General features: G+C 65.0%; 24 protein-coding genes. 10 read left to right on the forward strand and 14 right to left on the reverse strand.

Annotation, left to right across the window (positions count from 1 at the left end; genetic code table 11):
- Nucleotides 1-37: 37 nt before the first annotated feature.
- Complete coding sequence (locus MOK15_RS21850; protein ID WP_278254127.1) at nucleotides 38-754, reverse strand: TIGR02594 family protein; 717 nt, start codon at nucleotides 752-754, stop codon at nucleotides 38-40.
- Nucleotides 755-980: 226 nt separating this feature from the next.
- On the opposite strand from MOK15_RS21850, the gene dxs reads away from it, so the two are divergent.
- From dxs to MOK15_RS06885, 4 genes are all read left to right on the forward strand, one after another.
- A complete protein-coding gene (gene dxs / locus MOK15_RS06870) occupies nucleotides 981-2,900 on the forward strand; it encodes a 1-deoxy-D-xylulose-5-phosphate synthase (RefSeq protein WP_242930908.1) in 1,920 nt (639 codons plus the stop codon).
- On the forward strand, nucleotides 2,900-4,402 hold the full coding sequence (locus MOK15_RS06875) for a DUF4403 family protein (protein ID WP_242930909.1): 1,503 nt from the start codon (nucleotides 2,900-2,902) through the stop codon (nucleotides 4,400-4,402). The genes dxs and MOK15_RS06875 overlap by 1 nt, the downstream gene beginning before the upstream one ends.
- Nucleotides 4,403-4,687: 285 nt before the next feature.
- Nucleotides 4,688-5,137, forward strand: a complete 450-nt coding sequence (locus MOK15_RS06880; RefSeq protein WP_242930910.1) for an SRPBCC family protein — start codon at nucleotides 4,688-4,690, stop codon at nucleotides 5,135-5,137.
- Nucleotides 5,124-5,459 carry a metalloregulator ArsR/SmtB family transcription factor gene (locus MOK15_RS06885; protein WP_242930911.1) on the forward strand — a complete coding sequence of 112 codons (336 nt, stop codon included), beginning with the start codon at nucleotides 5,124-5,126 and terminating at the stop codon, nucleotides 5,457-5,459. The genes MOK15_RS06880 and MOK15_RS06885 overlap by 14 nt, the downstream gene beginning before the upstream one ends.
- A gap of 18 nt (nucleotides 5,460-5,477) precedes the next feature.
- On the opposite strand, the gene MOK15_RS06890 is transcribed toward MOK15_RS06885, so the two are convergent.
- From MOK15_RS06890 to gpmA, 8 genes are all read right to left on the reverse strand, one after another.
- On the reverse strand, nucleotides 5,478-5,897 hold the full coding sequence (locus MOK15_RS06890; protein ID WP_242930912.1) for a DUF3035 domain-containing protein: 420 nt from the start codon (nucleotides 5,895-5,897) through the stop codon (nucleotides 5,478-5,480).
- The gene (gene lspA, locus MOK15_RS06895) at nucleotides 5,894-6,412 is read right to left on the reverse strand and encodes a signal peptidase II (protein ID WP_242930913.1); all 519 of its coding nucleotides are present in this window, start codon (nucleotides 6,410-6,412) and stop codon (nucleotides 5,894-5,896) included. Before lspA ends, MOK15_RS06890 begins: the two co-directional genes overlap by 4 nt.
- Before the next feature lie 119 nt (nucleotides 6,413-6,531).
- Nucleotides 6,532-9,450 (reverse strand): isoleucine--tRNA ligase, encoded by a 2,919-nt coding sequence (gene ileS, locus MOK15_RS06900; protein ID WP_242930914.1) that lies wholly within the window; start codon nucleotides 9,448-9,450, stop codon nucleotides 6,532-6,534.
- Between the two features lie 125 nt (nucleotides 9,451-9,575).
- Nucleotides 9,576-10,517 carry a bifunctional riboflavin kinase/FAD synthetase gene (locus MOK15_RS06905; RefSeq protein WP_242930915.1) on the reverse strand — a complete coding sequence of 314 codons (942 nt, stop codon included), beginning with the start codon at nucleotides 10,515-10,517 and terminating at the stop codon, nucleotides 9,576-9,578.
- Nucleotides 10,518-10,674: 157 nt separating this feature from the next.
- On the reverse strand, nucleotides 10,675-11,163 hold the full coding sequence (locus MOK15_RS06910; protein WP_242930916.1) for a dihydrofolate reductase: 489 nt from the start codon (nucleotides 11,161-11,163) through the stop codon (nucleotides 10,675-10,677).
- Nucleotides 11,164-11,275: 112 nt separating this feature from the next.
- Complete coding sequence (locus tag MOK15_RS06915) at nucleotides 11,276-12,346, reverse strand: 5-(carboxyamino)imidazole ribonucleotide synthase (protein ID WP_242930917.1); 1,071 nt, start codon at nucleotides 12,344-12,346, stop codon at nucleotides 11,276-11,278.
- A gap of 11 nt (nucleotides 12,347-12,357) precedes the next feature.
- Nucleotides 12,358-12,846: a 5-(carboxyamino)imidazole ribonucleotide mutase gene (purE, locus tag MOK15_RS06920; RefSeq protein WP_242930918.1), complete on the reverse strand. Its 489-nt coding sequence runs from the start codon at nucleotides 12,844-12,846 to the stop codon at nucleotides 12,358-12,360.
- Nucleotides 12,847-13,025: 179 nt separating this feature from the next.
- Complete coding sequence (gene gpmA, locus MOK15_RS06925; protein ID WP_242930919.1) at nucleotides 13,026-13,712, reverse strand: 2,3-diphosphoglycerate-dependent phosphoglycerate mutase; 687 nt, start codon at nucleotides 13,710-13,712, stop codon at nucleotides 13,026-13,028.
- 152 nt (nucleotides 13,713-13,864) lie between these two features.
- On the opposite strand from gpmA, the gene sppA reads away from it, so the two are divergent.
- Together sppA and MOK15_RS06935 are read left to right on the forward strand one after the other, a co-directional pair.
- Nucleotides 13,865-15,748: a signal peptide peptidase SppA gene (gene sppA, locus MOK15_RS06930; protein WP_242930920.1), complete on the forward strand. Its 1,884-nt coding sequence runs from the start codon at nucleotides 13,865-13,867 to the stop codon at nucleotides 15,746-15,748.
- A 92-nt stretch (nucleotides 15,749-15,840) separates the two neighbouring features.
- Complete coding sequence (locus tag MOK15_RS06935; RefSeq protein WP_242930921.1) at nucleotides 15,841-16,347, forward strand: hypothetical protein; 507 nt, start codon at nucleotides 15,841-15,843, stop codon at nucleotides 16,345-16,347.
- Nucleotides 16,348-16,360: 13 nt separating this feature from the next.
- Here the strand turns inward: MOK15_RS06935 and MOK15_RS06940 are convergent, their stop codons facing one another.
- The 5 genes from MOK15_RS06940 to MOK15_RS06960 form a co-directional block, all read right to left on the reverse strand.
- Nucleotides 16,361-17,002, reverse strand: a complete 642-nt coding sequence (locus tag MOK15_RS06940; protein WP_242930922.1) for a trimeric intracellular cation channel family protein — start codon at nucleotides 17,000-17,002, stop codon at nucleotides 16,361-16,363.
- Between the two features lie 75 nt (nucleotides 17,003-17,077).
- Nucleotides 17,078-18,340, reverse strand: coding sequence for a M20/M25/M40 family metallo-hydrolase (locus tag MOK15_RS06945; RefSeq protein ID WP_242932668.1), 1,263 nt, complete (start codon nucleotides 18,338-18,340; stop codon nucleotides 17,078-17,080).
- Between the two features lie 44 nt (nucleotides 18,341-18,384).
- The gene (locus MOK15_RS06950; protein ID WP_242930923.1) at nucleotides 18,385-18,930 is read right to left on the reverse strand and encodes a glutathione peroxidase; all 546 of its coding nucleotides are present in this window, start codon (nucleotides 18,928-18,930) and stop codon (nucleotides 18,385-18,387) included.
- A 43-nt stretch (nucleotides 18,931-18,973) separates the two neighbouring features.
- Nucleotides 18,974-19,687, reverse strand: a complete 714-nt coding sequence (locus MOK15_RS06955) for a VIT family protein (protein WP_242930924.1) — start codon at nucleotides 19,685-19,687, stop codon at nucleotides 18,974-18,976.
- 118 nt (nucleotides 19,688-19,805) lie between these two features.
- Nucleotides 19,806-21,587 carry an ATP-binding cassette domain-containing protein gene (locus MOK15_RS06960; protein WP_242930925.1) on the reverse strand — a complete coding sequence of 594 codons (1,782 nt, stop codon included), beginning with the start codon at nucleotides 21,585-21,587 and terminating at the stop codon, nucleotides 19,806-19,808.
- Between the two features lie 192 nt (nucleotides 21,588-21,779).
- On the opposite strand from MOK15_RS06960, the gene MOK15_RS06965 reads away from it, so the two are divergent.
- From MOK15_RS06965 to MOK15_RS06980, 4 genes are all read left to right on the forward strand, one after another.
- Nucleotides 21,780-22,511, forward strand: coding sequence for an SIMPL domain-containing protein (locus MOK15_RS06965; protein ID WP_242930926.1), 732 nt, complete (start codon nucleotides 21,780-21,782; stop codon nucleotides 22,509-22,511).
- 175 nt (nucleotides 22,512-22,686) lie between these two features.
- Nucleotides 22,687-23,025: a hypothetical protein gene (locus MOK15_RS06970; RefSeq protein WP_242930927.1), complete on the forward strand. Its 339-nt coding sequence runs from the start codon at nucleotides 22,687-22,689 to the stop codon at nucleotides 23,023-23,025.
- A gap of 45 nt (nucleotides 23,026-23,070) precedes the next feature.
- Entirely contained in the window at nucleotides 23,071-23,736 is a 666-nt protein-coding gene (locus MOK15_RS06975; protein WP_242930928.1) for a response regulator transcription factor, read from the forward strand.
- Between the two features lie 190 nt (nucleotides 23,737-23,926).
- Complete coding sequence (locus MOK15_RS06980; protein ID WP_347567218.1) at nucleotides 23,927-25,234, forward strand: HAMP domain-containing sensor histidine kinase; 1,308 nt, start codon at nucleotides 23,927-23,929, stop codon at nucleotides 25,232-25,234.
- Nucleotides 25,235-25,318: the final 84 nt, after the last annotated feature.

Raw genomic sequence — 25,318 nt, forward strand, 5'->3', positions numbered from 1 at the left:
GCCTGAACGAGCGACCGCCGCCGGATCAGGTCCTAGATCAGGCTTCGTTGGTCGAGAAGAAGGTTTCGTTCGCCGCCAGGATGAGCGGCCCGGCCCCGGTCTTCGGCGCGGTCGCGGGCCAGCGGGCGTCGAGCAGCCGATCCTTGGCGATGCGGGTGATCGACACACTGTCGCCCTGATTGCCGCCCAGCACATGATAGGCGCTGCCATCCTCGCCGGCATAGAAGCCGACATGCCCCAGCCAGCCATTCCGGCTGCCGCGCCAGAAGACCAGGATCGCGCCCAAGGTCCGCTCACATGTCGTACCGAACCGTTGCCAGGCGCGCGCGCCCAGCGGATTGGCGGGCAGCGCCTCCCCCGCCAGCGTCGCGCTGACGCAATGGGCGACGAACAGGCCGCACCAGGGAATATCGTCCGAATCATAGTCGATCCCGGTATGTTTCGCCCAATCGATGATCTTGGGATTATTGCCCGGCCCCACCACTTCACGCACGCCGATCAGGCGGCGCGCTTCCTGGAACCAGGGAATGGCGGGATTGTCCGCACTGACGATCTTTTCGGTTTCGCCGAGCAGGGCCTTCCACGTCTTGGGTCCGACGATGCCGTCAGCCACCAGACCCTCCGACCGCTGGAAAGCCTTGACGGCAGACTCTGTACGCCGCCCCCAAACACCGTCGATGATTCCCGGATCGAACCCCTTGCGCGCCAGCGTATGTTGGATCTGTTCAATCGCCGCTTTTGATCTACTTGTCATGATCGCATCCCTTTTTGAAGAAATATTAAAATATCTCAAACAATTATGCGACCATCTATTGTCAGCCTTTCTATTTCATTACACGAAACCATCTTCTCTTCAATTTACAGAGTCCGTCATATCTTTTCATGACCGCCTATCTCCCGCATTTTCGGGCAGCTTCGGACAGATGGTAGCCATGACCGAATTTTCTTCCTAAATAGGACCATCCTTGCAGATTGGCTTTATGAACGACCTACCCCACACACCGCTGCTCGATCAGGTCATCTGGCCGTCGGACCTGCGCACTCTCAAGCCCGAACAGCTTCGCCAGTTGGCCGACGAACTGCGGCAGGAGGTGATTTCCGCCGTGGGCGTGACCGGCGGTCATCTGGGGTCGGGCCTAGGCGTCGTCGAACTGACGACCGCCATCCATTATGTGTTCGACACCCCCAACGACAAGCTGGTGTGGGACGTCGGCCACCAATGCTATCCGCACAAGATATTGACCGGCCGGCGCGACCGTATCCGCACCCTGCGTCAGGGCGGCGGCCTCAGCGGCTTCACCAAGCGCGCCGAGTCCGACTATGACCCCTTCGGCGCGGCGCACAGTTCCACATCGATCAGCGCGGCACTGGGTTTCGCCGTCGCCAACAAGATGCAGGACAAGCCGGGCAAGGGCATCGCCGTGATCGGCGACGGCGCCATGTCGGCGGGCATGGCCTATGAGGCGATGAACAATGCCCGCGACGCCGGCAATCGCCTGATCGTCATCCTCAACGACAATGACATGTCGATCGCCCCGCCGGTGGGCGGCCTTTCCGCCTATCTCGCCCGGCTGGTGTCGAGCCGCGAGTTCCTGGGCCTGCGCGACCTTGCCAAGCGACTCGCACGCAAACTGCCCCGCCCGCTCCACAAGGCGGCGAAGAAGACCGACGAATTTGCGCGCGGCATGGCGATGGGCGGCACCCTGTTCGAGGAACTGGGCTTCTATTATGTCGGCCCGGTCGACGGCCATAATCTCGACCAGTTGATCCCGGTGCTGGAAAATGTCCGCGACGCGGCCGAAGGGCCGTGCTTGATCCATGTCGTGACGCAGAAGGGCAAGGGCTATGCCCCGGCCGAAGCGGCGGCGGACAAATATCATGGCGTGCAGAAATTCGACGTCATCACCGGCACGCAGGCCAAGGCGCCGCCCGGACCGCCCAGCTACACCCATGTCTTCGCCCAGGCATTGATCGCCGAAGCGCAGCGCGATCCCGCCGTCTGCGCCATCACCGCAGCCATGCCGGCGGGCACCGGCCTCGACCAGTTCGAACTGGCCTTCCCCAACCGCAGCTTCGACGTCGGTATCGCCGAACAACATGCCGTGACCTTCGCGGCGGGCCTGGCGGCGCAGGGAATGCGCCCCTTCTGCGCCATCTATTCGACCTTCCTGCAACGCGCCTATGACCAGGTGGTGCATGACGTGGCGATCCAGAATCTGCCGGTCCGCTTCGCCATCGACCGCGCCGGGCTGGTCGGCGCAGACGGATCGACCCATGCCGGCAGCTTCGATGTCACCTATCTCGCCAGCCTGCCCAATTTCGTGGTGATGGCCGCCGCCGACGAAGCAGAACTGGTCCATATGGTCCACACCTGCGCCATGCACGACAGCAGCCCGATCGCCGTGCGCTATCCGCGCGGCAACGGCACCGGCATCGCCATGCCGGAAGTCCCCGAGCGGCTGGAGATCGGCAAGGGCCGCATCGTGCGCGAAGGGCGGCAGGTCGCGATCCTCTCGCTCGGCACCCGGCTGGAGGAAGCGCTCAAGGCCGCCGAAGCGCTGGAGGCCAAGGGCCTGTCCACCACCGTCGCCGACCTGCGCTTTGCCAAGCCGCTGGACGAGGCGCTGATCCGTAAGCTGCTGACCACCCATGAAGTCGCCGTGACGATCGAGGAAGGCGCGATCGGCGGCCTGGGCGCGCATGTGCTGACCCTGGCGAGCGATCTGGGCCTCATCGACAATGGCCTGAAACTGCGCACCATGCGCCTGCCCGACATCTTCCAGGACCAGGACAAGCCGGAAAAACAATATGCCCAGGCGCGACTGGACGCCGACGCGATCGTGGACACGGTGCTGACCGCCCTGCGCCACAACAGCGTGGGGACGGAGGCGCGGGCCTGATGGCCGGAGCCGACCGTGTCATGCGGTCGGCGATTGCCGGTGCAATGGGTGCCGCGCTGCTCCTCGCCCTGCCCGGCTGTCATCGCAAGGTAGAGGACAAGCCGCCGCCCCGTGCGGACGATCCCGTCCTGGCGCAGCAGAAATCCTCCATCCTGACCGCACCGATCGAAGGGGATGCGGCGATCATCCGCCGCGCCATCGAAACGGCCGTGCCCCGCACCCTCTGGTCGATTGACCAGCCCGCCGCCCGCTGCATCCCGCCCCAGCGCATCAAGCTCTTCGGCAAACGGATCAAGGTCACGCCGCCGATAAAATGCACCATCACCGGCATCGTCACGCGCGGTCCCATCCGCTTGCGTGGCGAAGGGCAGGATATCGTCGCCGACATGCCGATCCGTGCGCAGATCACCGCGCGCGATGTCGGCGGCCGGTTGAAGGGCGAAACCGCGACCGGCGCAGCCATGGCCCATGCCCGTATTCGTCTCGACCTGACGCCCGGCTGGGCGCTGACCGGCAAGATCGGGCTCCACTATGACTGGACGACGCCGCCCGGCATCGATTTCCTTGGCCAGCGCATTGGCTTCGCAGACCAGGCGGACGAAAAGCTGCAACCCATCGTCCGCCAGTTGGAACGGGATTTGCCGCGCGAACTGGCGCGGGTCCAACTGCGGCCCAAGGTCGAGCAGCTTTGGCGTCAGGGCTTCGCCACGCTGGGACTCAACGCCCGCGACCCCGCCGTGTGGATGCGCGTGACGCCGCAAAAACTGCTTTATGGTGGCTATGCCCTGCGCGGCGACCGGCTGCGGCTCGACCTGGGGCTGGAAGCGATCACAGAGAGCTTCGTCGGGCCGCGCCCCACCGATCCGCAGCCAATTCCCCTCCCACCGCCTTCCCGCACCCGCGCCAATGGCCGTTTCACCATGGCGATCCCCGTCACCGCCGACTATGCGCAACTCGAACCGGTGATCCTGCGTGCGCTCACCAAACGCGCGGCCCAGCCCTTCACCCTGCCCGCCATCGGCCCCGTGACCGCGCGGTTCGACACGGTGGAGGCCTACGGCACGACCGACGGCCGGATCGCCGTCGGCATCACCCTGGCCGTCCATCCGGCGTCCGGCAGGATCGGCGACACTCATGGCCGCATCTGGCTGGTCGCCCGCCCGGTCAACAACCCCAATTCCGCCGAAGTCCGCTTCACCGACCTGACGGTCACGGGCGCCACCGACAGGGTGGCCGGCGACATGCTGGTCGCACTTGGCAGCAGCCCCGGCTTCTCCCAGCTTATTGCTACGTCGCTGACCCAGAATTTCACACGCGATCTGGACAATCTCCAGGGCAAGATCCGGCGCGCCATCGCCGAAAAACGGCTGGGCGACCTCCTGATAAACAGCCGGATCGACCGGATGGAAACCGGCCAGATCCATGCCTATGGCGCAGGGCTGCACCTGCCGGTCGAAGCGCAAGGCACGGCCCGGATTCGCTACCAGCCAGCCCGGCGCTAAGAGCACAATGCGGAAACCCTGTTCTGAACCAGAGTTCCACAGAAAGGCGAGATAAAGCGCAACATCGTCATTGCGAGCGCAGCGAAGCAATCCATCGTCGCAACATGGATTGCTTCGCTGCGCTCGCAATGACTGGATGGTTTCACGATTGTGTAGTTTTCCTTCGGAATTAGCCCCGCGCGCTCCAATCGACTGAGCCGATACAGGCGCGGATCATTATAAGCAACCATATGGTTGCAAATTATCGCCGCTGCGCTATGGTCAGGCAATCAGGAGGTTGCCTATATGACCGACAGCATCATCAAGACCATTGAGATCGCCGCTCCCATCGCCAGAGTGTGGGACGCGCTCATCGATCATGAGAAGTTCGGCGCCTGGTTCCAGGTGGCGATCGACCAGCCCTTTGTCGTCGGTCAGACGACGACCGGCCGCATGACCTATCCGGGTTATGAACATTTTCCCTGGGAATCCCGCACCATCGCGATCGAACCGATGACGCGCTTCGCGTTCGAATGGCCGGCGACAGGTGGGGACGAGGACGCGATCACGACCGGCGTGCCGGAATGGACCCTGGTGGAATTCGTGCTGGAGCCGGTTGCGGGCGGGACCAGACTGACCGTCACCGAAAGCGGCTTCGATGCGGTGCCCGAACCGCGGCGGTCCAATGTGCTGCGCTCCAACGACGGCGGCTGGGCCGAGCAGGTGCAGAATATCAAACGCTATGTCGAAGGCTGAACCGGCGCCGCCGTCCGCCGCCCGGCTCTTTTCAGCATTGGGGGATTCGACGCGGTTGGGACTGATCGCCCGACTGTCCGATGGCGGCGAACGATCCATCGTGCAGTTGGGCGAAGGGCTGCCCATGAGCCGGCAGGCGATCGCCAAGCATCTGGACGTGCTGCATGGCGCGGGGGTGGTCCATCGCCGCAAGAGCGGGCGGGAGATCCATTATGCCCTGCGGCGCGATGCGATAGAGGCTGCGCGGCTCTGGCTGGACGAGGTGAGCGCCCAATGGGACAGCACGCTCGCCCGGCTCAAGGCACTGGTGGAGGAGGACTGATCCCCCTCCATTTGCCTGTTACTGCTGCGGCACCGCCGCGCGTGCGTCCTGGCCATCGCCTTCGGGCGCAGCGATGATGTCGCGGGTGGTAGCGCCCTTGTCGACCACTTCGGTTTCCGGATCGCCGACGGAGGATCGAATGCCCGCAGCGGCGTTGGCGCCGCCTGCGGCACTCAGCGTCGTGCTTTCGCTGGCGCTACGCGCCGAAGGACCGCCGAACATGGCCTGCATCGCTTCGCTGCGCGAATCGACCGCAGCGGCGGCCGGCGTGCCGGGAGCGGGCGGGACCAGCGCGAAGTCGGGCGGGATTACCAGCGGCGCCTGGCGCGAGACGGCGAATTCGTCGGGACGGCCGCGATTGAGCAGGCTGCCGCCACCACCGCCGCACGCCGACAGGGTTGCAACAAGGGCAGTGGCAAGGATCAGGTTACGCTTCACTTCAAAGTCTCCGTCTTTGCGCCCTTGTCGCGCAGCAGCAACGCCCGCGCAAGCAGGATCAGCACGCCGATCGTGATCGCCGCGTCAGCCAGGTTGAAAATCAGGAAGGGCCGCCATTCGCCGAAATGGAGATCGGCATAATCGACCACATAGCCCAGCCGCACCCGGTCCACGATATTGCCGATCGCGCCGCCCAGCACCAGGCCGAGCGCCGCGACATCCTGCCGCGCCCGTTCGCGCCACATCCACACCCCCACGAAAGCGGCGATGAGCATGGTCATGCCGACCAGCGCCCAGCGCATCATATTGGTGTCGGCATGGAAGAAGCCCATGGAAACGCCGCGATTTTCCAGCCAGCGCAGGCGGAAGATCGGCAATATGTCGATCCCCACATCCGCGCGGCTCTTAAGCGCCAACGGATAGGTGACGGTATATTTGACCAACTGGTCGAGCGCGAGCGTCACGATCGCAACGGTCAAGCCCAGCGGGCGGTGGTTGATGGTCGGGGTCGGCATGGGTGCGTTATCTCAGCCTGATTATATCGTCATGCTGACGAAAGTCAGCATCCAGGGTCGGCACAATAGCGCCCTGGAACCCGGATCAAGTCCAGGATGACGAAAAGGAACATGGTCGCTCAAGCCTTCAGCACCTCGTCGCAGCGGTTGCAGAGCGTGCCGTCCTCGGTGACTTCGGGCAACAGGCGCCAGCAGCGGCCGCATTTGTGCCACTCGCTGGGTTTCACCACGATGCCGTCGCCCACGCCCATTTCGATGCGGGCGACGATGGCGATTTCCGCGAAGTTCACACCGTCGCTGGGCAGCATTTCGCCCATGGTCACATCGGCCTCCAGGCTGGAGCGGATCACCTTTTCGCGGCGGAGCGGTTCGATCGCCTCGTTGACCTGCTCACGCTGGTCGCGCAGTTCGGCCCATTTGTCGTCGAGATGCTTGTTGATCCAGTGATGGTCGACCTCCGGCCATTCCAGGAAATGGACGCTATCCTCGTTACTTGGGAAACGGCTTTGCCAGATTTCCTCGGCCGTGAAGGGGATGATCGGCGCGACATAGCGGACCAGCGCGTGGAACAACGTATCAAGCAGCGTGCGATAGGCGCGGCGCTTGGGGTCCGACTTCGCATCGCAATAGAGGCAATCCTTGCGGATGTCGAAGAAGAAGGCCGATAGGTCGCTGTTGGCGAAGTCGAAGATCGCGCGGGTATAGCGGCTGAACTCCAGCCAGTTGTCGCTCTTCGCCGCCTTGTCCACGACCGAGCGCAGTTCCGCGTCGAGGGTCGCGAGGCGATGGAGCATATAGCGCTCCAGCTCCGGCATCTCGACATAGCTGACCGCTTCCGTCTCTTCATCATAGTCGGAAAGCGCGCCCAGCATGTAGCGGAATGTATTGCGCAATTTGCGATAGGCGTCGGACGAACCGGCCAGCACCTCCTTGCCGATGCGCACGTCATCGAAATAATCGGTGCTGGCGACCCAGACGCGCAGGATGTCGGCGCCGCTTTCGCCCATGATCTTGAGCGGATCGACCACATTGCCCAGCGACTTGGACATTTTCTTGCCCGTCCCGTCGAGCGCGAAGCCGTGGGTCAGCACCGCCTTGAACGGCGCCTGACCGCGCGTGCCGCAGCTTTCGAGCAGCGAGGACTGGAACCAGCCGCGATGCTGGTCCGACCCTTCGATATAGAGGTCGGCGCGCGTGCCTTCACCATAGCGACCCTCGACCACGAAGCTGTGGGTCGAGCCTGAATCGAACCAGACGTCGAGAATGTCGTTCACCACCTCATAGTCATTGAGGTCGTAATCGGGGCCGAGCAGCGCCTGATGGTCTGCGCCGAACCAGGCGTCCGCGCCCGCACCCTTGAACGCCTCAATGATGCGGGTATTGACCGCCGGATCAACCAGATAGTCGCCGCTCTTGCGATGGACATAGAGAGCGATCGGCACGCCCCAGGCGCGCTGGCGGCTGATGACCCAGTCGGGGCGGCCCTCCACCATGGCGCGGATGCGGTTGGTCGAGCGCTCCGGCACCCAGCGGGTATGCTCGATCGCATCGATCGCCACTTCGCGCAGGGTCGGGCCGTTGCCGGTGACGATCGGCGTCGGCATCACGCCGCCATCCACATCGACCACCGCGCCTTCCTGCGGCTTGTCCATCGGGATGAACCATTGCGGGGTGCAGCGGAAGATGATCTTCGCCTTGGACCGCCAGCTGTGCGGATAGCTGTGCCTGAAGTCGTCCGACGCCGCGAGCAGGCCGCCTGCGGCGCGCAGATCGGTACAGATCGGCCCGTCCTTGCTCACGAACTTCGGGTTGATGACCGACCCCTGCCCGCCGAGCCATGCCCAGTCGGCGCGATATTTGCCGTCGCCCTCGACCGCGAAGACCGGGTTGATGCCGTTCGCCTTGCACAGCGCGAAATCGTCCTCACCATGGTCGGGCGCCATATGGACGAGGCCGGTGCCCGCATCGGTGGTGACGAAATCGCCCGCGAGGAAGGGGCGCGGTTTGGCGAAGAAGCCGCCGAGCGCGTGCATCGGATGGCGGGCTACGGCGCCGGCTAGGTCGGAGCCTTTGCCGCGCCAAACAACATCGTCATCCCCGCGAAGGCGGGGATCCACCTCCGACGCTGCGGCCGGTGCTAGGTTAGGAGATGGGTTCCCGCCTTCGCGGGAATGACGGGAAAGGACCGATGCGACCAGCGCCTCCGCCAGCAGCAATTTGCGACCATCGCTTTCCACGACCACATATTCAACCTCCGGCCCATAAGCCAAAGCCTGGTTCACCGGGATCGTCCACGGCGTCGTCGTCCAGATCACCGCATGGGCGCCGACCAGTTTGGGCGCATTCGGCGCCTCCACAATCTCGAACGCCACGTCGATCTGGGTCGACGTCACGTCCTCATATTCGACCTCAGCCTCGGCCAGCGCGGTCTTTTCGACCGGGGACCACATGACGGGCTTGGCGCCGCGATAGAGCTGGCCGCTTTCCGCGAATTTCAGCAGTTCGCCGACGATCGTCGCCTCGGCATCGAACTTCATCGTCAGGTACGGATCGGCCCAATCGCCCATCACGCCCAGACGCTTGAACTGCTCCTTCTGCACGTCCACCCATTTGTCGGCATAGGCGCGACATTGGGCGCGGAACTCGGACGCGGGCACCTCGTCCTTGTTCAGCTTCTTCTTGCGATACTCCTCCTCGATCTTCCATTCGATCGGCAGGCCGTGGCAGTCCCAGCCGGGCACATAGGGCGCATCCTTGCCGAGCAAGGACTGGCTGCGGACGATGATGTCCTTGAGCACCTTGTTCATCGCATGGCCCATATGGATATCGCCATTGGCGTAGGGCGGGCCGTCATGCAGGATGAAGCGTTCACGCCCGGCGCGCTTTTCGCGCAGCTTGCCGTACAGGTCCATCGCCGCCCACTTCGCCGCGATGGCCGGTTCCTTCTGCGCGAGGCCGGCCTTCATGGGGAAGTCGGTGACGGGCAGGAAGACGGTGGACTTATAGTCTTCAGTTTCTTGGCGAGGTGCGTCGGTCATGCGTATCCAGAACAACCAATCCGTTCGCCCTGAGCTTGTCGAAGGGCCGCACTTTCTTCAAAAAGAAAGAAACAGGGGCTTCGACAGGCTCAGCCCGAACGGGTGAGAGAAATGTGCCCGGTGCCCTACGCGAGCCGTGGCGTTCCCGCAAGGATTTGCCGCGCTTGCGTGCAGTCCTTCGCGATCTGCGCGATCAGCGGGTCCAGGCCGTCAAACTTCGCCTCCGGCCGCAGATAGTGGATCAGTTGCACCTCTATCACCTGGCCATAGAGGCTTTCGGCGAAATCGAAGAAATGCGGCTCCAGCAATTCCTTGGGCGGATCGAAGCTGGGGCGGATGCCCAGGTTCGCCGCACCGTCCAGCACGCGCCGTTCTCCGGAAGAATTGGCGGGCAGCAGCCCGCGCACCGCATAAATGCCATAGGCCGCGCGCAGATACGGCCCCATGTCGATATTGGCGGTGGGGAAACCGATGGTGCGGCCCAGCTTGTCGCCATGCTGGACGACGCCCTGGATGGTGAAGGGCCGGGTCAGCAGGCGGGTCGCGGTGGCGCAATCGCCCCGTTGCAACGCATCGCGAATACGGCTGGAGGAAATGACGCCCTCCCCATCTGCAACCGGCGCGACCGCTTCGGCCGCCATGCCCAGCGCGGCAAAACTGTCGATGGTGCCGCTGCGCCCCTTGCCGAAGGTGAAATCCTCCCCCGTGACGACGGCGGCGACGCCCATCCCTTCCGCCAGCAGGCGGACATAGGCGGCGGGGTCCAGCGCGGCGAGCTGCGGCGTGAAGGCGAAGACCAGCATCGCGTCCGCCCCGGCGCGCGCGAACAACGCCTGCCGCTGGTCCAGCGTGGTCAGGCGGAAACTGGGCGTGTCGGGCTTGAACAGGCGCATCGGATGCGGGTCGAAAGTGGCGACGATCGCCGGCCGCCCTTCGGCGCGCGCGCGCGCGATGGCGCGGCCCACCACCGCCTGATGGCCCGCATGAAAGCCGTCGAAATTGCCCAGCGCCATGATGCTCCCGCGCAGATGCGCGGGCATCGGGGCATCGCTTGTCAGCCGCTCCATGGCGCGGCCTATAGGGGGGCAGCGGGGGCGTGGCAATTGGGATCATCCCCGCCTTTGCCCGCTCCACAGCCGTCATTCCGGCGAAGGCCGGAATCCAGGGTTACTGGCACTGAGCGATCACGCTCCAGATCCCGGCGTGCGCCGGAATGACGGAGCATTACACGCGGCAAAAGGTCACGAAACTATAGGCGGGCCGCCCGTCCAGCGCAGGATGATCCTCCCGCGCCGTTTCCCGCCACACCGTCGCATCGGGATAGGCAATGGCGGCGTCGCCCTCCGCCTCCAGATGCACTTCGGTCAGTTCGATCCGGTCCGCCAGGGGCAGGAACAGGCGATAAATCTCCGCTCCGCCAATCACCATCACGGCAGGCGCATCCGCCAGCGCGATCGCGCTCTCCACATCATGGGCAACCTCCGCCCCCTCCGCTGTCCACGCCCTGTCGCGCGTCAGCACGATATGGCGACGGCCGGGCAGCAGGCCGGGCAGGCTGTCGAACGTCTTGCGCCCCATCACCATCGGATGACCAGCCGTGATGGCCTTGAAATGCCTGAGATCCGCCGGCAGCCGCCACGGCAGGTCGCCATCCTTGCCGATCACGCCATTATCGGCGCGGGCGAGGACCAGGGTGATTTCTGCGCGGTTCATCTTCCAATTTCCTCGTCATCCCCGCGAAGGCGGGGATCCATCTCCAAAGCTTGCGCCTGGGGATGATGAGGGAGATGGATTCCCGCCTTCGCGGGAATGACGACAATCTCGCTCACAGGCTGAGCCGCGTCACATGCCCCATCTTGCGGCCGGGACGCGCTTCATGCTTGCCGTACAGGTGCAGGTGATTGGCGGGGTCGGACAGGATCGCCGGCCAGTCATTGGCCTCGTCCCCGACCAGATTGCGCATCTCCACGCGCGGCGCGGCCAGGCCGGCGTCACCCAGCGGCAGGCCGCAAATGGCGCGGACATGATTTTCGAACTGGCTCGTCACCGCGCCCTCGATCGTCCAGTGGCCGCTATTATGGACGCGCGGCGCCATCTCGTTGAAGACCGGGCCGTCAGCGCTGGCGAAAAATTCGCAGGTCAGCACGCCGACATAGTCCAGCGCATCGGCGATCCGTCGCGCCAGCGCGCGCGCCTGCGCCACCTGTCCCTCGATCAGCGGCCCGGCGGGCGCGGTCGATGTCGCAAGGATGCCGTCCACATGGACGTTCGCGGCCGAATCCCAGAAACGCACCGCGCCGTCCGCGCCCCGCACCAGGATCACCGAAAATTCCTCGGCAAAGGTGACGAACCCCTCCAGGATCGCGCTCTGCCGGCCGATGGCGTTCCAGGCGCCGGCCGCATCGTCCGGCGCGTTGAGGCGCGCCTGCCCCTTACCGTCATAGCCCATGCGATTGGTCTTCAGGATCGCGCGGCTGCCGACCTGCGCGACCGCGCCGTGCAGCTCGTCCAGGCTCTCGACCGAGGCGAAGGGCGCGGTCAGGCCGCCAAGATCGGCGACGAAACGCTTTTCCGCCAGCCGGTCTTGCGCCACGCGCAACGCCTGCGCGCCGGGGCGGACCAGGCCATGCGTGGCCAGCACCTCGACCGCTGCCGGATCGATATTCTCGAACTCGTAGGTGACGACATCCACGCCGTCCGCGAACGCTGCCAGCGCACCCGCATCCTCATAGGCACCCCGCGTCCAGCGCGGCGACACGTCGGCGGCGGGGCCGCTCTCCTCCGGCGCGTAGATGCAGGTGCGATAGCCCAGTTGCGCCGCCGCCATGGCGATCATCCGGCCAAGCTGGCCGCCGCCGATTATGCCGATGGTGCCGCCGGGCGCGATGGTCGTCATGGGTCTTCCGCTTAGTCTTCGACGGTTTCGGCGACGGCGTCGGCCTGGCGCGCGCGCCACACGTCGAGCCGCTGCGCCAGATCGGGATCGTTGGTCGCCAGGATCGCGGCGGCCATCAGCCCCGCATTGATCGCACCGGGCTTGCCGATGGCCAGCGTGCCCACGGGAATGCCGCCGGGCATCTGGACGATGGACAGCAGCGAATCCATGCCCTTCAAAGCCTTGGATTCGACCGGCACGCCCAGCACCGGCAGGCGGGTCATCGACGCGGTCATGCCGGGCAGATGCGCCGCGCCGCCCGCGCCCGCGATAATGACCTTCAGGCCACGCCCTACGGCGCCTGTCGCGTAGTCATAGAGGCGCTGTGGGGTGCGGTGGGCGGACACGACCTTGCATTCATGGGCGACACCCAGCGCTTCCAGCGTCTCGGCGGCATGGCGCATGGTCTCCCAATCGGACCGCGACCCCATGATGATGCCGACCTCAACTGCCCCGCTCATATGCTGCTTCCCCTGGAAGGACGGCATGTGCAGCCGCCCGGAAAGCAAAGCCCCTTAGCGGGCGAGCCGCCAAGGAGCAATTACTATACACATTAAAAGTCCGTTCGGGCTGAGCGAAGTCGAAGCCCTGCACTGAGCGAAGCGAAGTGGCTTCGCTACGCTCAGGGCGAACGGCGCTTTTATCGTTCCGACAGATAATAGCGATCCGTCGCGCTCAGATCGTCCGCCAGTTCGTAAACGATCGGCTGGCCGGTCGGGATTTCCAGTTCGGTGATCTCATCGTCGGGAATGTTCGACAGATGCTTCACCAGCGCGCGCAGTGAGTTGCCATGGGCGGAAATCAACACGCGCTTGCCCGCCTTCAGGTCAGGCGCAATGGTCGCCTCCCAATAGGGCAGAACGCGGGCGATCGTGTCCTTCAGGCTTTCGGTCGACGGAATGGCGATGCCGGCATAGCGGCGGTCCTGCGACAGGTCGAATTCGCTGCCCGCTTCCAGCACCGGCGGCGGAATGTCGAAGCTGCGACGCCAGATCTTGACCTGATCGTCGCCATGCTTGGCCGCCGTCTCCGCCTTGTTTAGGCCGGTCAGGCCGCCATAATGACGCTCGTTCAACCGCCAGTCCTTCTCGACCGGCAGCCACAGCCGCCCCATTTCCTCCAGCGCCAGGTCCAGCGTCTTGATCGCGCGAGTCTGGAGGCTGGTGTAGCACTGGTCGAAGTCCAGCCCCTTTTCGGCCATCAATCGCCCGGCCGCGCGCGCTTCTTCCGCGCCCTTCTCGGTCACATCCACGTCCCACCAGCCGGTGAAGCGGTTTTCCAGATTCCAGGCCGACTGGCCGTGACGGATAAGGACGAGAGTGGGCATGGGGCACGTCTCCTGCGCTTGGGCGTTCGTTGCGCTCCCCATAACGGGCAAAATCGCGGGCGCAAGCCTTGCAGCCGTTCGTTTCAGGCCCACATTGCAGTCGATCCGCCGATAGGTTAGCCCTTGGCACTTCAACCGGAAGGACATCCCACTTGGCATTTGTGAAGGGCGCCTGGCGCATATTGGTGGCGATCAAGGACGGCCTCGTCCTCCTCTTCCTGCTGCTCTTCTTCGGCGGGCTATACGCCGCCCTCTCCTTCTCGCCCAAGCCGGGCAAGGCGATCACCTCCGGCGCGCTGCTCCTCGATCTGGACGGCAGCATCGTGGAGCAGCCCGCCGAGGTCAGCCCCATGGCCCTGCTCACCGGCTCCGGTCCGGAGGCGAAGGAATATCGCCTGTCCGACATTGTCGCCGCGCTCGATGCCGCGAAAAGCGACAGCAAGGTCAAGGCCGTGGTCCTCAACCTCGACGGATTCCAGGGCGGCGGCCAGGTGGCGATGGCCCGCGTGGGCAAGGCGCTCGACGCCGTGCGCGCCGCCAAAAAGCCGGTGCTGGCCTATTCCACCCTTTACAGCGACGACGGCTATCAACTCGCAGCCCATGCCAGCGAAGTGTGGAGCGACCCGCTGGGCGGCGTCGCCATCCTGGGCCGGGGCGGTTCCAACCTCTATTATAAGGGGCTGATCGACAAGCTGGGCGTCAACACCCATGTCTATCGCGTCGGCACCTACAAGAGCTTCGTCGAACCCTTCATCCGCACCGAACAATCGCCCGAAGCGAAACAGGCCAATCAGGCGCTGGCCGACGCGCTGTGGCAGAATTGGCAGGAAGATGTGGCGAAGGCCCGGCCCAAGGCGAAGATCGCTGCCTATGCCGCCAATCCGCTGGCGGCAGCGCAGGCTGTCGGCGGCGACATGGGCAAGGCGGCGCTTGCCAACGGCCTGGTCGACAGGCTGGGCGACGAGTCCGCCTTCGGCGATCGCGTCGCCCAGGTCGCGGGCGACGGCTCCGGCGACAAGGCGGGCGACTTCGCCACCATCGATCTCGCCGGCTATGTAAAGGCGCGTAAGCCCGCCAATGACGGGCAGATCGGCGTGCTGACCGTCGCGGGCGACATTGTCGACGGCGAAGCCGGTCCCGGTTCGGCGGCGGGCGACACCATTTCCGACCTGCTGCTGACCGCGCTCGATGAAAAGAACTTGAAGGCGCTGGTCGTGCGCGTCGATTCGCCGGGCGGCTCCGTCATGGCGTCGGAAAAAATTCGCAACGCCATATTGCAGGCCAAGGCTGCCGGGCTGCCGGTGGTCGTCTCCATGGGCAATGTCGCGGCGAGCGGCGGCTATTGGGTCTCGACGCCGGGCGACGTCATCTTCGCCGAGCCGGACACCATCACCGGCTCCATCGGCGTGTTCGGCATCATCCCCAGCTTCGAAGGCACGTTGGCGAAGATGGGCATCACCACCGACGGGGTGCGCACCACGCCGCTGTCGGGCCAGCCCGACGTCACCGGCGGCACCACGCCGGAATTCGACCAGATCATGCAATTGGGGGTCGAGGATATCTACCGCCGCTTCGTCGGCCTGGTCGCGCAGTCGCGCCACAAGACCCCAGAGGCGATCGACGCCATCGCGCAGGGCCGCGTCTGGGACGGCGGCACCGCGCACCAGATCGGCCTGGTCGACCGCTTCGGCGGGCTGGAAGACGCCATCGCCGAAGCCGCCCGCCGCGCGAAGATCGACCCGGCCAAGGCGCGGACCTATTATATCGAGAAGCAGCCCGACAAGTTCGCCCAGTTCATCCAGTCGATCGCCGACCGCGAACAGGACAACGCCACCGCCCCGCGCGACATGCTGGCCCGCCAGGCATGGACGCAGCGCGGCTGGGCGATACAGGCCGTGTCGGACGTAAAAGCGCTGGTCATGGGCGCGGGCGTCCGCGCGGACTGCCTGGAATGCCGCGGCTATGGCGCACCAAAACCCCGCAATGCGGCGGAGGAACGCGGCGTGCTGGCGATGCTCGCAGGGTTGTGGCGGTGATCTGAAAACAGATGCTCCCCTCCCGCCTGCGGGAGGGGCAGCGAGACTTACGCGCGCAGTGCGTTAGTCGCAGCGGGGTGGGCAAGGCGATAATGAACGACCATGATGCGTATATGGATATGCCGTGTAAAAGCAGAAGGTTGCTCAACCCCCTTGCTTTAACGCCATTCCTCGCTGTTCTTTTATCGTGCGGCCTAACCGGGCAGATGATGCCCAAAGGCGCTATTGTCCTGAAGCCGTCAGAAATTCCTGGAATGCTTGCGCAATGCTCACGATCCGCGCCGGCAAAAGGCGAAGGAAGTTGGACACCAACTGCCAAGGACGTTCTAGCGCTCGAAGCCAAACTGCCGCCAGCATTGAAGAATGCTCAGCCAAACGAAGACTGGAAAGGCTTTCCATCAAAGTGGCAGCGGCAATTCGTCGGCATTGTTCGGGGTAGGCAACATTTTATCTACGGAAGTTATGCGCCGATCGACATAGACTGGCCGCTTTCCGATCAAGCAATGAGAGTGTGTGACGGTGGCCCGGTCTTTTTCGGTGCCGAATATCAGATAGAGACTGGGAAAATCACACATCTCGCGTTCAACGGATCGGTGTAGTCCTCCTTTTCATTTACCCCTCCTCCCGATACCCCGGCAATCCCAACCCGCGCCAGATCGCCACCGCGCGCAACCCGAACCCCAGCAGCGCCGCGACAACCCCGGCGACCGGCACCTCCAACCCCATCCAGCGCAACGCCACGAACAGGCCCGAAGCGAACGCCGCCGCCGTCACATACAGCTCCGGCCGCAGCAGGATCGACGGCTCCCCCGCCAGCAGATCGCGCATGATGCCACCGACGCAGCCGGTGACGACCCCCATCATCCCCGCAACGAAGGGCGGGACGCCAAAGCTCATCGCCTTGGCCGCACCGAACACGGCGAAGGCGGCCAGGCCCACGGCGTCCAGCCAGTCGAGCGCGCGGGCGCTCCACCAGCGGCGCGGGGTGAACCAGACGACCACCGCCGCGCCCATGCAGGCGATGGCCGGCACCGGGTCCACCACCCAGAAGACCGGCGCGCCGATCAGCAGGTCGCGCACCGTGCCGCCGCCCACCCCCGTCACCAGCGCGAAGAAGGCGAAGGTGACGAGCGTCTGCCGCAGCCGCGCCGCCGCCAGCGCGCCCGACGCGGCGAAAACGAACGTGCCGACGATGCTCAATGTTTCGAGCACCGGGCCGATCGATGGAATGAGCAAAGGTGTGGGCGGGAGCATGATCTTTTCCACAGGATAATGCAGGCATTCAAGAATCCCGTCATTCCCGCGCAGGCGGGAATGACGATCAGAGCGCTACTTCCGCCCCTTCTCTCCCGCCAGCCGACTCATCAGGATGGCGGCGCGCTTGGCCTGGCGCTTCATGGTGGACAGGTCCGCCTTCTCCGCCGGGCTATGATCGCCGCTCGACGCAAGGCCCAGCCCCACCAACCCGTCCGTATCCGCCGCGACGAAGGCGATGTCGCCCGCCCCGCGCTTCAGCGGATCGAGCGCCGGCATCTCCGGCAGGCCAAGGTCGCGGTTGATGCCATTGAGCTTCGTCAGCAACGCCTTGTTGCCCTCGGTCGGCGCCATCGACGGATAGCCAAGGTCAAAGGCAATGCTGGCCGACGTGCCGGTCAGGTGGCCGCTGCCGACGATTGCCTGCATCTTTGCCTGCACCCGCTTCGTCTGTTCCTCGCTCAGCGTCCGGAAATCGCCCTTGGCCACCGCGATCGGCGGGATGATGTTGGTCTTGCCCGTCACCGCGATGCGCACGCCGTCCTTGTCGACATCCGCGCTCTGGCCGCCGCCGATCAGGCCAACGTTGAAGGTCAGATTGGGTTCGGGCAGTTCCTTGCGGAACGCAACGATGATCCGCGCCAGTTCATAGATGGCGCCATCCCCCGCCGCGGCGGAGAAGATGCCCGAACTATGCCCTGACTTGCCCGTCGCGGTCAGCGTCCAGCTATTGGAGGAACGGCGGGCGATCGATCCCATGTCCCTGCCATCCTCTTGCGCCAGCCCCTCGAAATCCAGCGCCACATCGGCGCGCTTACCCGCCTGGATCAGGTCGGCGCGCGCAATCTCGACCGGATCGCCCGAATCCTCCTCATCGCCGGTCAGCACCACCTCGATATTCGCGGCCTTGAGCGTCCCGGCCGCCTGCATCGCCTTCAGCGCCAGCAGCATCGTCACCAGCCCGCCCTTGTCGTCGGACACGCCGGGGCCGCTCGCGAAATCCCCCTCACGCTTGAAGCTCTGGAAAGGCGAATCCGGTTCGAATACCGTGTCGAGATGCCCGATCAGCAGCATCTTGGTGCTGCCTGCCTTGCCCTTATGCACCGCGATCAGATGACCGGCGCGCTTGGCCGCGTCCATCGGCTTCCACGTCACGGTAAAGCCCAGAGCCTCGAACTCCGGGCGCAGCATGTCGGCCACCGCCTTCACGCCCGCCAGGTTCATCGACCCGCTATTCTGGTTCACCAGTTTTTCGAGCAGCGCGACGGACGGTTCATAGCCCGCCTCGACCGTGACCCCGATCTTCTGCTCGGCGGGGCTGAGCGCGGCATGGGCCATCGGCGCGCCACCCAGCAGCAGCGCGCCTGCAAATATCGTCCGAATCACTTGGCCAGTTCCGCCTCGATCGCCGCCACCAGCACCGGGTCGCCCGGTTCGGTCGTCGGCGCGAAGCGCGCAGCGACGCTGCCATCCTTGGCGATCAGGAATTTCTCGAAATTCCAGAGGATTTCCGGGACCGGATTGGGCGTCATGCCATAGCCCTTCAGCTTTTCGCGGAAGGCATCGCCATCTCCCTGGGCCTCCGGCTGCGCGCCGGTCAGCGCGGCATAGAGCGGATGCTTGTCCGGCCCGGTAACGACGATCTTCTCGAACATCGGGAAGTCGACGCCGAAATTGGTGGTGCAGAAGGTCGCGATCTCGTCGTTCGATCCCGGCTCCTGCGCGCCGAAATCATTGGCGGGGAAGCCCGTGACCACCAGCCCCTTGGCCTTATAGTCGGCATAGAGCTTTTCCAGCCCTTCATATTGCGGCGTCAGGCCGCATTTGGACGCGACATTGACCACCAGCACCACCTTGCCCGCATAGTCGGAAAGGCTGGCATCCGTCCCCTTGATGGTCTTGAGCGGAATCTGTTGGATATCGGTCATGCTTCGTCTCCTATGGCGGATCAGGTTGCGGCGGACCTTGCCATCATATCGCCGCGCCGAAAAGCCGTCCCGCGCCCGCCGTCACCGCCATCGCCAGCCCACCCCATAACAGCGTGCGGACGATCGAGCGCAACGGCTTCGCCCCGCCCAGCCGCGCGCCGACATGGCCCAGCAGCACAAGGCACAACAGGCAGGTGCCGACGATCGCGACGATCGCGTTCCCCGCCGGCGCGATCGCGGCGGCCAGCACCGGCGGCGCAGCGCCCACCGCGAAACTCGCTGCCGAAGCGAGCGCCGCCTGCACCGGCCGCGCCGTCGCCAGATCGGAAATGCCCAGTTCGTCGCGGGCATGGGCGCCCAGTGCGTCGGCCGCCATCAACTGTTCGGCGACCTGCTCCGCCAGTTCCGGCGTCAGTCCGCGCTCCACATAGATGTCGCGCAATTCCGCCCATTCGACATCGGGCTGGGTGGCGATCGCCTTCTTTTCCTTGGCAAGATCCGCCCGCTCCGTGTCCGACTGCGCGCTGACGGAAACATATTCGCCCGCCGCCATCGACATCGCCCCCGCCACCAGCGCGGCGACGCCCGACAGCAGGATCGACTGGCTGCCCGCGCCCGAAGCCGCAACGCCCGTCATCAGGCTGGCCGTGGACACGATCCCGTCATTCGCGCCGAGCACCAATGCCCGCAGCCAGCCGACGCGATTGACATAATGAACGACATGATGCGGCTGCGGCGAAGTGGTTTGCGCGTCCATCGGGTAGCTATCACCTCCTATTTCCGTTCGCCCTGAGCCTGTCGAAGGGCCCCTTTCTTCTTTTGGAGGCAGAAAGAGGCTTGGACAAGCTCAGCCTGAACGGAAGCTATGACAGGGACTAGCCCGCCAACCCCTCCGCCTTTTCCGCCAGTTCCAGCCAGCGTTCCTCCGCGGCGTCCTTGTCCGCCCGCGCTTTCTCGATCGCGCCCGTCAGCGCCGCGAACTTCGTGGGATCGCGCGTATAGAGCGCCGGATCCGCCAGCGTCGCCTCATGCCCTGCGATCACCGCATCCAGTTCCTCGATACGCCGCGGCAGCAGGTCCAGGTCGCGCTGGTCCTTGTAGCTGAGCTTGGCGGATACAGGCTTGGGCGGCGCAGGCGCGGCCACCGCCTTCTTTTCGACCTTCGCCGCCTTGCGCGGGTCGCGCTTGGCGATCCAGTCGGCATAGCCGCCGACGATCACATCGACCACGCCCGTACCATCTAGGCCCAGAGTCACCGTCACCGTGCGGTCCAGAAAGTCGCGGTCATGGCTGACGATCAGCACCGTGCCGTCATAGTCCGCGATCACTTCCTGCAACAGGTCGAGCGTTTCGAGGTCAAGGTCGTTGGTCGGCTCGTCCAGCACCAGCAGGTTGGATTCGCGGGCAAATTCCCGTGCGAACAGCAGGCGCGACCGCTCCCCGCCCGACAGCGTGCCGACCTTCGCCTCGGCCAGACCCGGATCGAACAGAAAATCCTTCAGATAGCCATGGATATGCTTGCGCACCCCGCGCACGTCGATCCAGTCGCCCCCTTCGGCCAGAACGTCGCGCACGCTCTTGTCGCCCTGCATCAGGCTGCGCTGCTGGTCGATGAAGATCATGTCCAGCGTCTTGGCCAGCGTCACGCTGCCGCTGTCGGGCGCCAGTTCGCCAGTCAGCAGCTTGAGCAGCGTCGACTTGCCCGCGCCATTGCCGCCGACGATGCCGATCCGGTCGCCCCGCTGCACGCGCAGGGACAAGTCATTGATGATGGTCCGATCAGCGAAGGCCTTGGTGACATGCTCGGCCTTGATGACGCTCTTGGTCTTGCTGTCGTCGCTCGCCACCGCGATCTTGGCGGTGCCCTGCGGCCCCTGCATCGCCGCTCGCTGAGCGCGCATTTCCCACAGCTTCGCCAGCCGCCCCTGGTTGCGCTTGCGCCGCGCGGTGACGCCGCGCTCCAGCCAGTGCGCCTCGATCTTCAGCTTCGCGTCCAGCTTCTCCGCCGCCCGCGCCTCCTCCGCATAGACCGCCTCCATCCACTCCTCGAAACCGCCAAAGCCGATCTCGTTGCGCCGCATCTGCCCGCGGTCGAGCCAGAGCGTCTGGCGCGTCAACCGCGTCAGGAAGGCGCGGTCATGGCTGATGACGATGAAAGCGCCATTATAGCGTGCCAGCCAGTTTTCGATCCAGTCGATCGCCGCAATGTCCAGATGGTTGGTCGGTTCGTCCAGCAGCAGCAGGTCCGGCTCGCTCGCCAGCGCGCGGGCGATGGCGGCGCGGCGCCGCTCACCCCCGCTCGCCGTCGCCGCCTCGCGCGACAGGTCGATGCCAAGCTGGTCGGCGATCGCCTCCACCTCGTGCGCGGGCGGTGCATATTCGCCCGCCAGCGCGAAATCATGCAGCGTCCTGAACGGCGTCACGTCCGGGTCCTGCTCCAGCGTAATGACCCGCGCGCCCGGCTGGACCGACCGCGTGCCCTCGTCCGGCTCGATCTGCCCGCCCAGCAATTTGAGCAAGGTCGTCTTGCCCGCGCCGTTGCGCCCGATCAGCGCCAGCCGGTCGCGCTGTCCGACATGGATGTCGATGCCCCGGAACAGCCAGTGGGTGCCTTGACTAAGGCCGAGATTTTCGAAGGATAGGATAGGAGCCGCCATGCAGGTGCAGCTAGAGCATTTTCGACGCAGGTGGAACACCTGCCGGCCTGGAAAATGCGGAAACGAAAAACCGCCTTCGCGCCGGGGAAAAAGTGGAACCGGAATGCTGTCCCACGGCTTTCAACGCACGTCAGCGTCCATTCATCGCACCCAGGCCAAATGGGGTGCAGGACCTATAGAGGAGACAAGTCCATGAAATCCGCTCTCGCCCTGATGGCGCTCAGTGCCGCCGCGCTGCCTGTCGCGGCTGTTGCCCAGACCAGCGTCACCATCGCCGAGACTGCGCCGGTGGTGACGCTCAACGTCACCGAAAGCGTCGAGGCCGCGCCCGATGTCGCGACCGTCGGCACCGGCGTCCAGAGCCGCGCGCCCACCGCCGCTCAAGCGATGCGGGACAATGCGACCAAGACCGAAAGCCTGATCGCCGCGCTGGCCAAGGCCGGCATCGCCAAGAAGGATATCCAGACCAGCGGCATCAATCTGGGCGCTCAATATGATTATAACAACCGCGACGGTGATGCCTCCGGCCCGCGCTTCCTGGGCTATGAGGCGTCGAACCAACTCACGGTGAAGCTGCACGACGTACGACAGGTCGGCAAACTGCTCGACGCCATGGTCACGGCGGGCGCGACCAATGTGAACGGCCCCAGCTTCTCGATCGAAAACCCCGCCCCGCTCCAGGCGCAGGCGCGCGCCAACGCGCTCAAGAGCGCCAAGGCCCAGGCCGATTTCTACGCTCAGGCGGCGGGCTATCGTTCGGCGCGCCTCCTGTCGATCAGCGAAAGCAACAGCGGCGGCAATCCTCCCATGCCGATGATGGCCAGCGCCCGCTTCAAGGCCGAAGCCGCCGCCGACACCCCCGTCGAACCCGGCCAGGTCAGCGCATCCGTATCGCTGACGGTGCAGTACGCCCTGGAAAAGTAGCCGCCAATAACGTCATCCCCGCGCGGGCCGAAATCCCTCTCCCGACCTGTCACCTGTAGGTGAAGCAAGGAGATGGATTCCTGTCTTAGCGGGGATGACCGGATGGCAAAGGCGGCGAAGTGCTTGTGCATCGCCGCCTTTTCTGTTCATCTCCCTGTCATTCACCACCTGTTCAATGCCTTGCGCCTATGCCATGCCCATGATGATGAAGAGGAACAGCCTGCTGGCCGCCATCGGCGCGTCGCTTGTCGTGGTGCTCGCGATCCCTTGCGCCGACGCTGGCGGCCGCCGCGACGAGCAGGACGCCGCGCGCAAGGCGATGCTGGACGGCCAAGTCATGCCCTTTTCCCTGATAAAGCGCCGCGTCGACGCGGTGGTGGGCGGCGCGACCTATGTCGGCAGCGAATTCAACCCCTCGACCAACCGCTATCGCCTGAAATATGTGAAGGATGGCAAGGTGATGTGGGTTGATGCGGACGGCCGGACAGGCGATATTATCGGCATGGCGCGCTGACCGGCGTGCCCTTTAAAAACACTCATAACAGAAACGGATAAGGCCATGCGTCTGTTGATCGTCGAGGATGAACCGAGCCTGGGCCAGCAGCTCAGGAATACGCTGGAGGGTGCGGGCTATGCCGTGGACCTCGCCACTGATGGCGAGGACGGCCATTTCCTCGGCTCGACCGAAAGCTATGACGCGGTCGTGCTGGACCTGGGCCTGCCCACCATCGACGGGCTGACCGTGCTGGACCGCTGGCGCAAGGAAGGCCGCAGCTTCCCGGTGCTGGTGCTGACCGCGCGCGATAGCTGGTCGGACAAGGTGGCGGGGCTGGACGCGGGCGCGGACGACTATCTCGCCAAGCCTTTCCAGAGCGAGGAGCTGATCGCCCGCCTGCGCGCGCTCATCCGCCGCGCGTCGGGCAATGCGTCGAGCGAACTCACCGCCGGCGACGTGCGCCTCGACACCCGTTCGGGCAAGGTGACGCTCAACGGCGACCCGGTGAAGCTCACCGCACAGGAATATAAATTGCTCTCCTACCTGCTCCATCACAAGGGCAAGGTGGTCAGCCGCACCGAGCTGATCGAGCATATTTACGACCAGGATTTCGACCGCGATTCCAACACGATCGAAGTGTTCGTGACGCGCATCCGCAAGAAACTGGGCGCCGACGTCATCACCACCATCCGCGGCCTGGGCTACAGCCTGGACGAGCCGGGGAGGTAAGCCATTTGCGCCTCCACCGTTCGCCCTGAGCGAAGTCGAAGGGCCACGCCGAACGAAGTGAGGCGCCTTCGCTCCGCTCAAGCACGGGCTTCGACAAGCTCAGGCCGAACAGTTATGGGGGGAGCGAATTAGCATGGCCGATCCCATATCCCCTCCCCCCGTCCGTTCCACCGGCTCGATCAGCCGCCGGATGATCGGCATCGCCGCGCTGTGGATCAGCGTGCTGCTGATCGGCGGCGGCGTGGCGCTGGACCGGGTGCTGGCGGACGCGATCACGCGCAATTTCGACGACGGCATGAACTATGTCCTCACCGCCATGATCGCGGCGTCGGAAATCGGCCCGGATGGCGAAGTGCTGTTCAACCGCGAACTCGCCGACCAGCGTTTCCTGGAACCCAATAGCGGCCTCTATTACCAGATCAGCGCCAAGGGGCATGAGGATTGGCGTTCCCGCTCGCTCTGGGACCGCGCGCTCGCCGTGCCGGCCGAACATCATGACCGCCACCTCCATGTCTATGACAGCAAGCAGTTTCCGGACGAGGATCTGCGCATCATGGAGCGCACCGTCATCCTGCCCGGCTCCAACGCGCGCTGGATGTTCATGGTGGCGCAGGCGCGCGAAGGGCTGGACGGGCAGATCAGGACGCTGCGCTCCACCCTGTTCAAGAGTTTCGCGCTGCTCGCGCTCGGCCTGTTCGTGCTGGCCACGCTCCAGACCATCTACGGCCTGCGCCCGCTGCGCAAGGTGCGGCTGGAGATCGTGCGGATGCGCGGCGGCGAAAAGAGCCGCGTCACCGAACCCATGCCCGCCGAAGTGCTGCCCATGGTCGAGGAACTGAACGCCCTCCTCGCCCATAATGAACGCCAGGCGGAGGAAGCGCGCACCCATGCGGGCAATCTCGCCCATGCGCTCAAGACGCCGCTGACAGTCGTCATGAACGCGGCCACCGCGCAATCCCCCGATCTGGGCGAAACCGTGATCCGCGAAGCGACGACGATGCGGCGGCAGGTCGACCATCATCTCGCCCGCGCCCGCGCCGTCGGCCGGCGCGGCGCGGCGCAAAGCCGGGCGGAGGTCTGGACCAGCCTGGAAGCGGTCGAACGCGCCGTGCAGCGCCTCTATCCCGACGTCCGCGTCGACATGGACGGCGACAAGGCGGCGGCAGTCCGCGTCGAGCGCCAGGATCTGGACGAAATGCTCGGCAACCTGATCGAGAATGCCGCCAAATATGGCGGCGGCAGCGTCTTCGCCACCGTGGTCGCCCGCGCGGCGGGCATGGTGGAGATATTGGTCGAGGATGACGGCATGGGCATCCCCGAAACCGAGCGCATACGCATTTTCGACCGCGGCGTGCGCCTCGATTCCGGCAAACCCGGCACCGGCCTCGGCCTCGCCATCGTCCGCGACGTGGCCGAAATCTACGGCGGCACGGTCAAGCTTGAGGAAAGCGAGGACCTGGGCGGCCTGTTGGTGCGCCTGCGGCTGCCCGCGGCGTGAGACGGCTTGGTCCTTCCTGCGAAAAGACGGAAAACGGCCAGAAGCGGACATAAGAAAAACCGTTGAGGCTGAGCCTGTCGAAGC

Source organism: Sphingobium sp. BYY-5 (assembly GCF_022758885.1).
Classification (GTDB): domain Bacteria; phylum Pseudomonadota; class Alphaproteobacteria; order Sphingomonadales; family Sphingomonadaceae; genus Sphingobium.

Coding starts and splice junctions, on each gene's coding strand:
- MOK15_RS06880 (WP_242930910.1), top strand. CDS start 4,688: ATGACCGACAGCATCATCAAGACCATTGAGATCGCCGCTCCCATCGCC.
- MOK15_RS06970 (WP_242930927.1), top strand. CDS start 22,687: ATGCCTTGCGCCTATGCCATGCCCATGATGATGAAGAGGAACAGCCTG.
- MOK15_RS06975 (WP_242930928.1), top strand. CDS start 23,071: ATGCGTCTGTTGATCGTCGAGGATGAACCGAGCCTGGGCCAGCAGCTC.
- MOK15_RS06915 (WP_242930917.1), bottom strand. CDS start 12,346: ATGACGACCATCGCGCCCGGCGGCACCATCGGCATAATCGGCGGCGGC.
- ileS (WP_242930914.1), bottom strand. CDS start 9,450: ATGACCGACGCACCTCGCCAAGAAACTGAAGACTATAAGTCCACCGTC.
- MOK15_RS06945 (WP_242932668.1), bottom strand. CDS start 18,340: ATGGCCCATGCCGCGCTCAGCCCCGCCGAGCAGAAGATCGGGGTCACG.
- dxs (WP_242930908.1), top strand. CDS start 981: ATGAACGACCTACCCCACACACCGCTGCTCGATCAGGTCATCTGGCCG.
- lspA (WP_242930913.1), bottom strand. CDS start 6,412: ATGCCGACCCCGACCATCAACCACCGCCCGCTGGGCTTGACCGTTGCG.
- purE (WP_242930918.1), bottom strand. CDS start 12,846: ATGAGCGGGGCAGTTGAGGTCGGCATCATCATGGGGTCGCGGTCCGAT.
- MOK15_RS06905 (WP_242930915.1), bottom strand. CDS start 10,517: ATGGAGCGGCTGACAAGCGATGCCCCGATGCCCGCGCATCTGCGCGGG.
- MOK15_RS06875 (WP_242930909.1), top strand. CDS start 2,900: ATGGCCGGAGCCGACCGTGTCATGCGGTCGGCGATTGCCGGTGCAATG.
- MOK15_RS06885 (WP_242930911.1), top strand. CDS start 5,124: ATGTCGAAGGCTGAACCGGCGCCGCCGTCCGCCGCCCGGCTCTTTTCA.
- MOK15_RS06960 (WP_242930925.1), bottom strand. CDS start 21,587: ATGGCGGCTCCTATCCTATCCTTCGAAAATCTCGGCCTTAGTCAAGGC.
- MOK15_RS06965 (WP_242930926.1), top strand. CDS start 21,780: ATGAAATCCGCTCTCGCCCTGATGGCGCTCAGTGCCGCCGCGCTGCCT.
- MOK15_RS06980 (WP_347567218.1), top strand. CDS start 23,927: ATGATCGGCATCGCCGCGCTGTGGATCAGCGTGCTGCTGATCGGCGGC.
- MOK15_RS06955 (WP_242930924.1), bottom strand. CDS start 19,687: ATGGACGCGCAAACCACTTCGCCGCAGCCGCATCATGTCGTTCATTAT.
- MOK15_RS06910 (WP_242930916.1), bottom strand. CDS start 11,163: ATGAACCGCGCAGAAATCACCCTGGTCCTCGCCCGCGCCGATAATGGC.
- MOK15_RS06950 (WP_242930923.1), bottom strand. CDS start 18,930: ATGACCGATATCCAACAGATTCCGCTCAAGACCATCAAGGGGACGGAT.
- gpmA (WP_242930919.1), bottom strand. CDS start 13,712: ATGCCCACTCTCGTCCTTATCCGTCACGGCCAGTCGGCCTGGAATCTG.
- MOK15_RS06935 (WP_242930921.1), top strand. CDS start 15,841: ATGAACGACCATGATGCGTATATGGATATGCCGTGTAAAAGCAGAAGG.
- MOK15_RS06940 (WP_242930922.1), bottom strand. CDS start 17,002: ATGCTCCCGCCCACACCTTTGCTCATTCCATCGATCGGCCCGGTGCTC.
- MOK15_RS21850 (WP_278254127.1), bottom strand. CDS start 754: ATGACAAGTAGATCAAAAGCGGCGATTGAACAGATCCAACATACGCTG.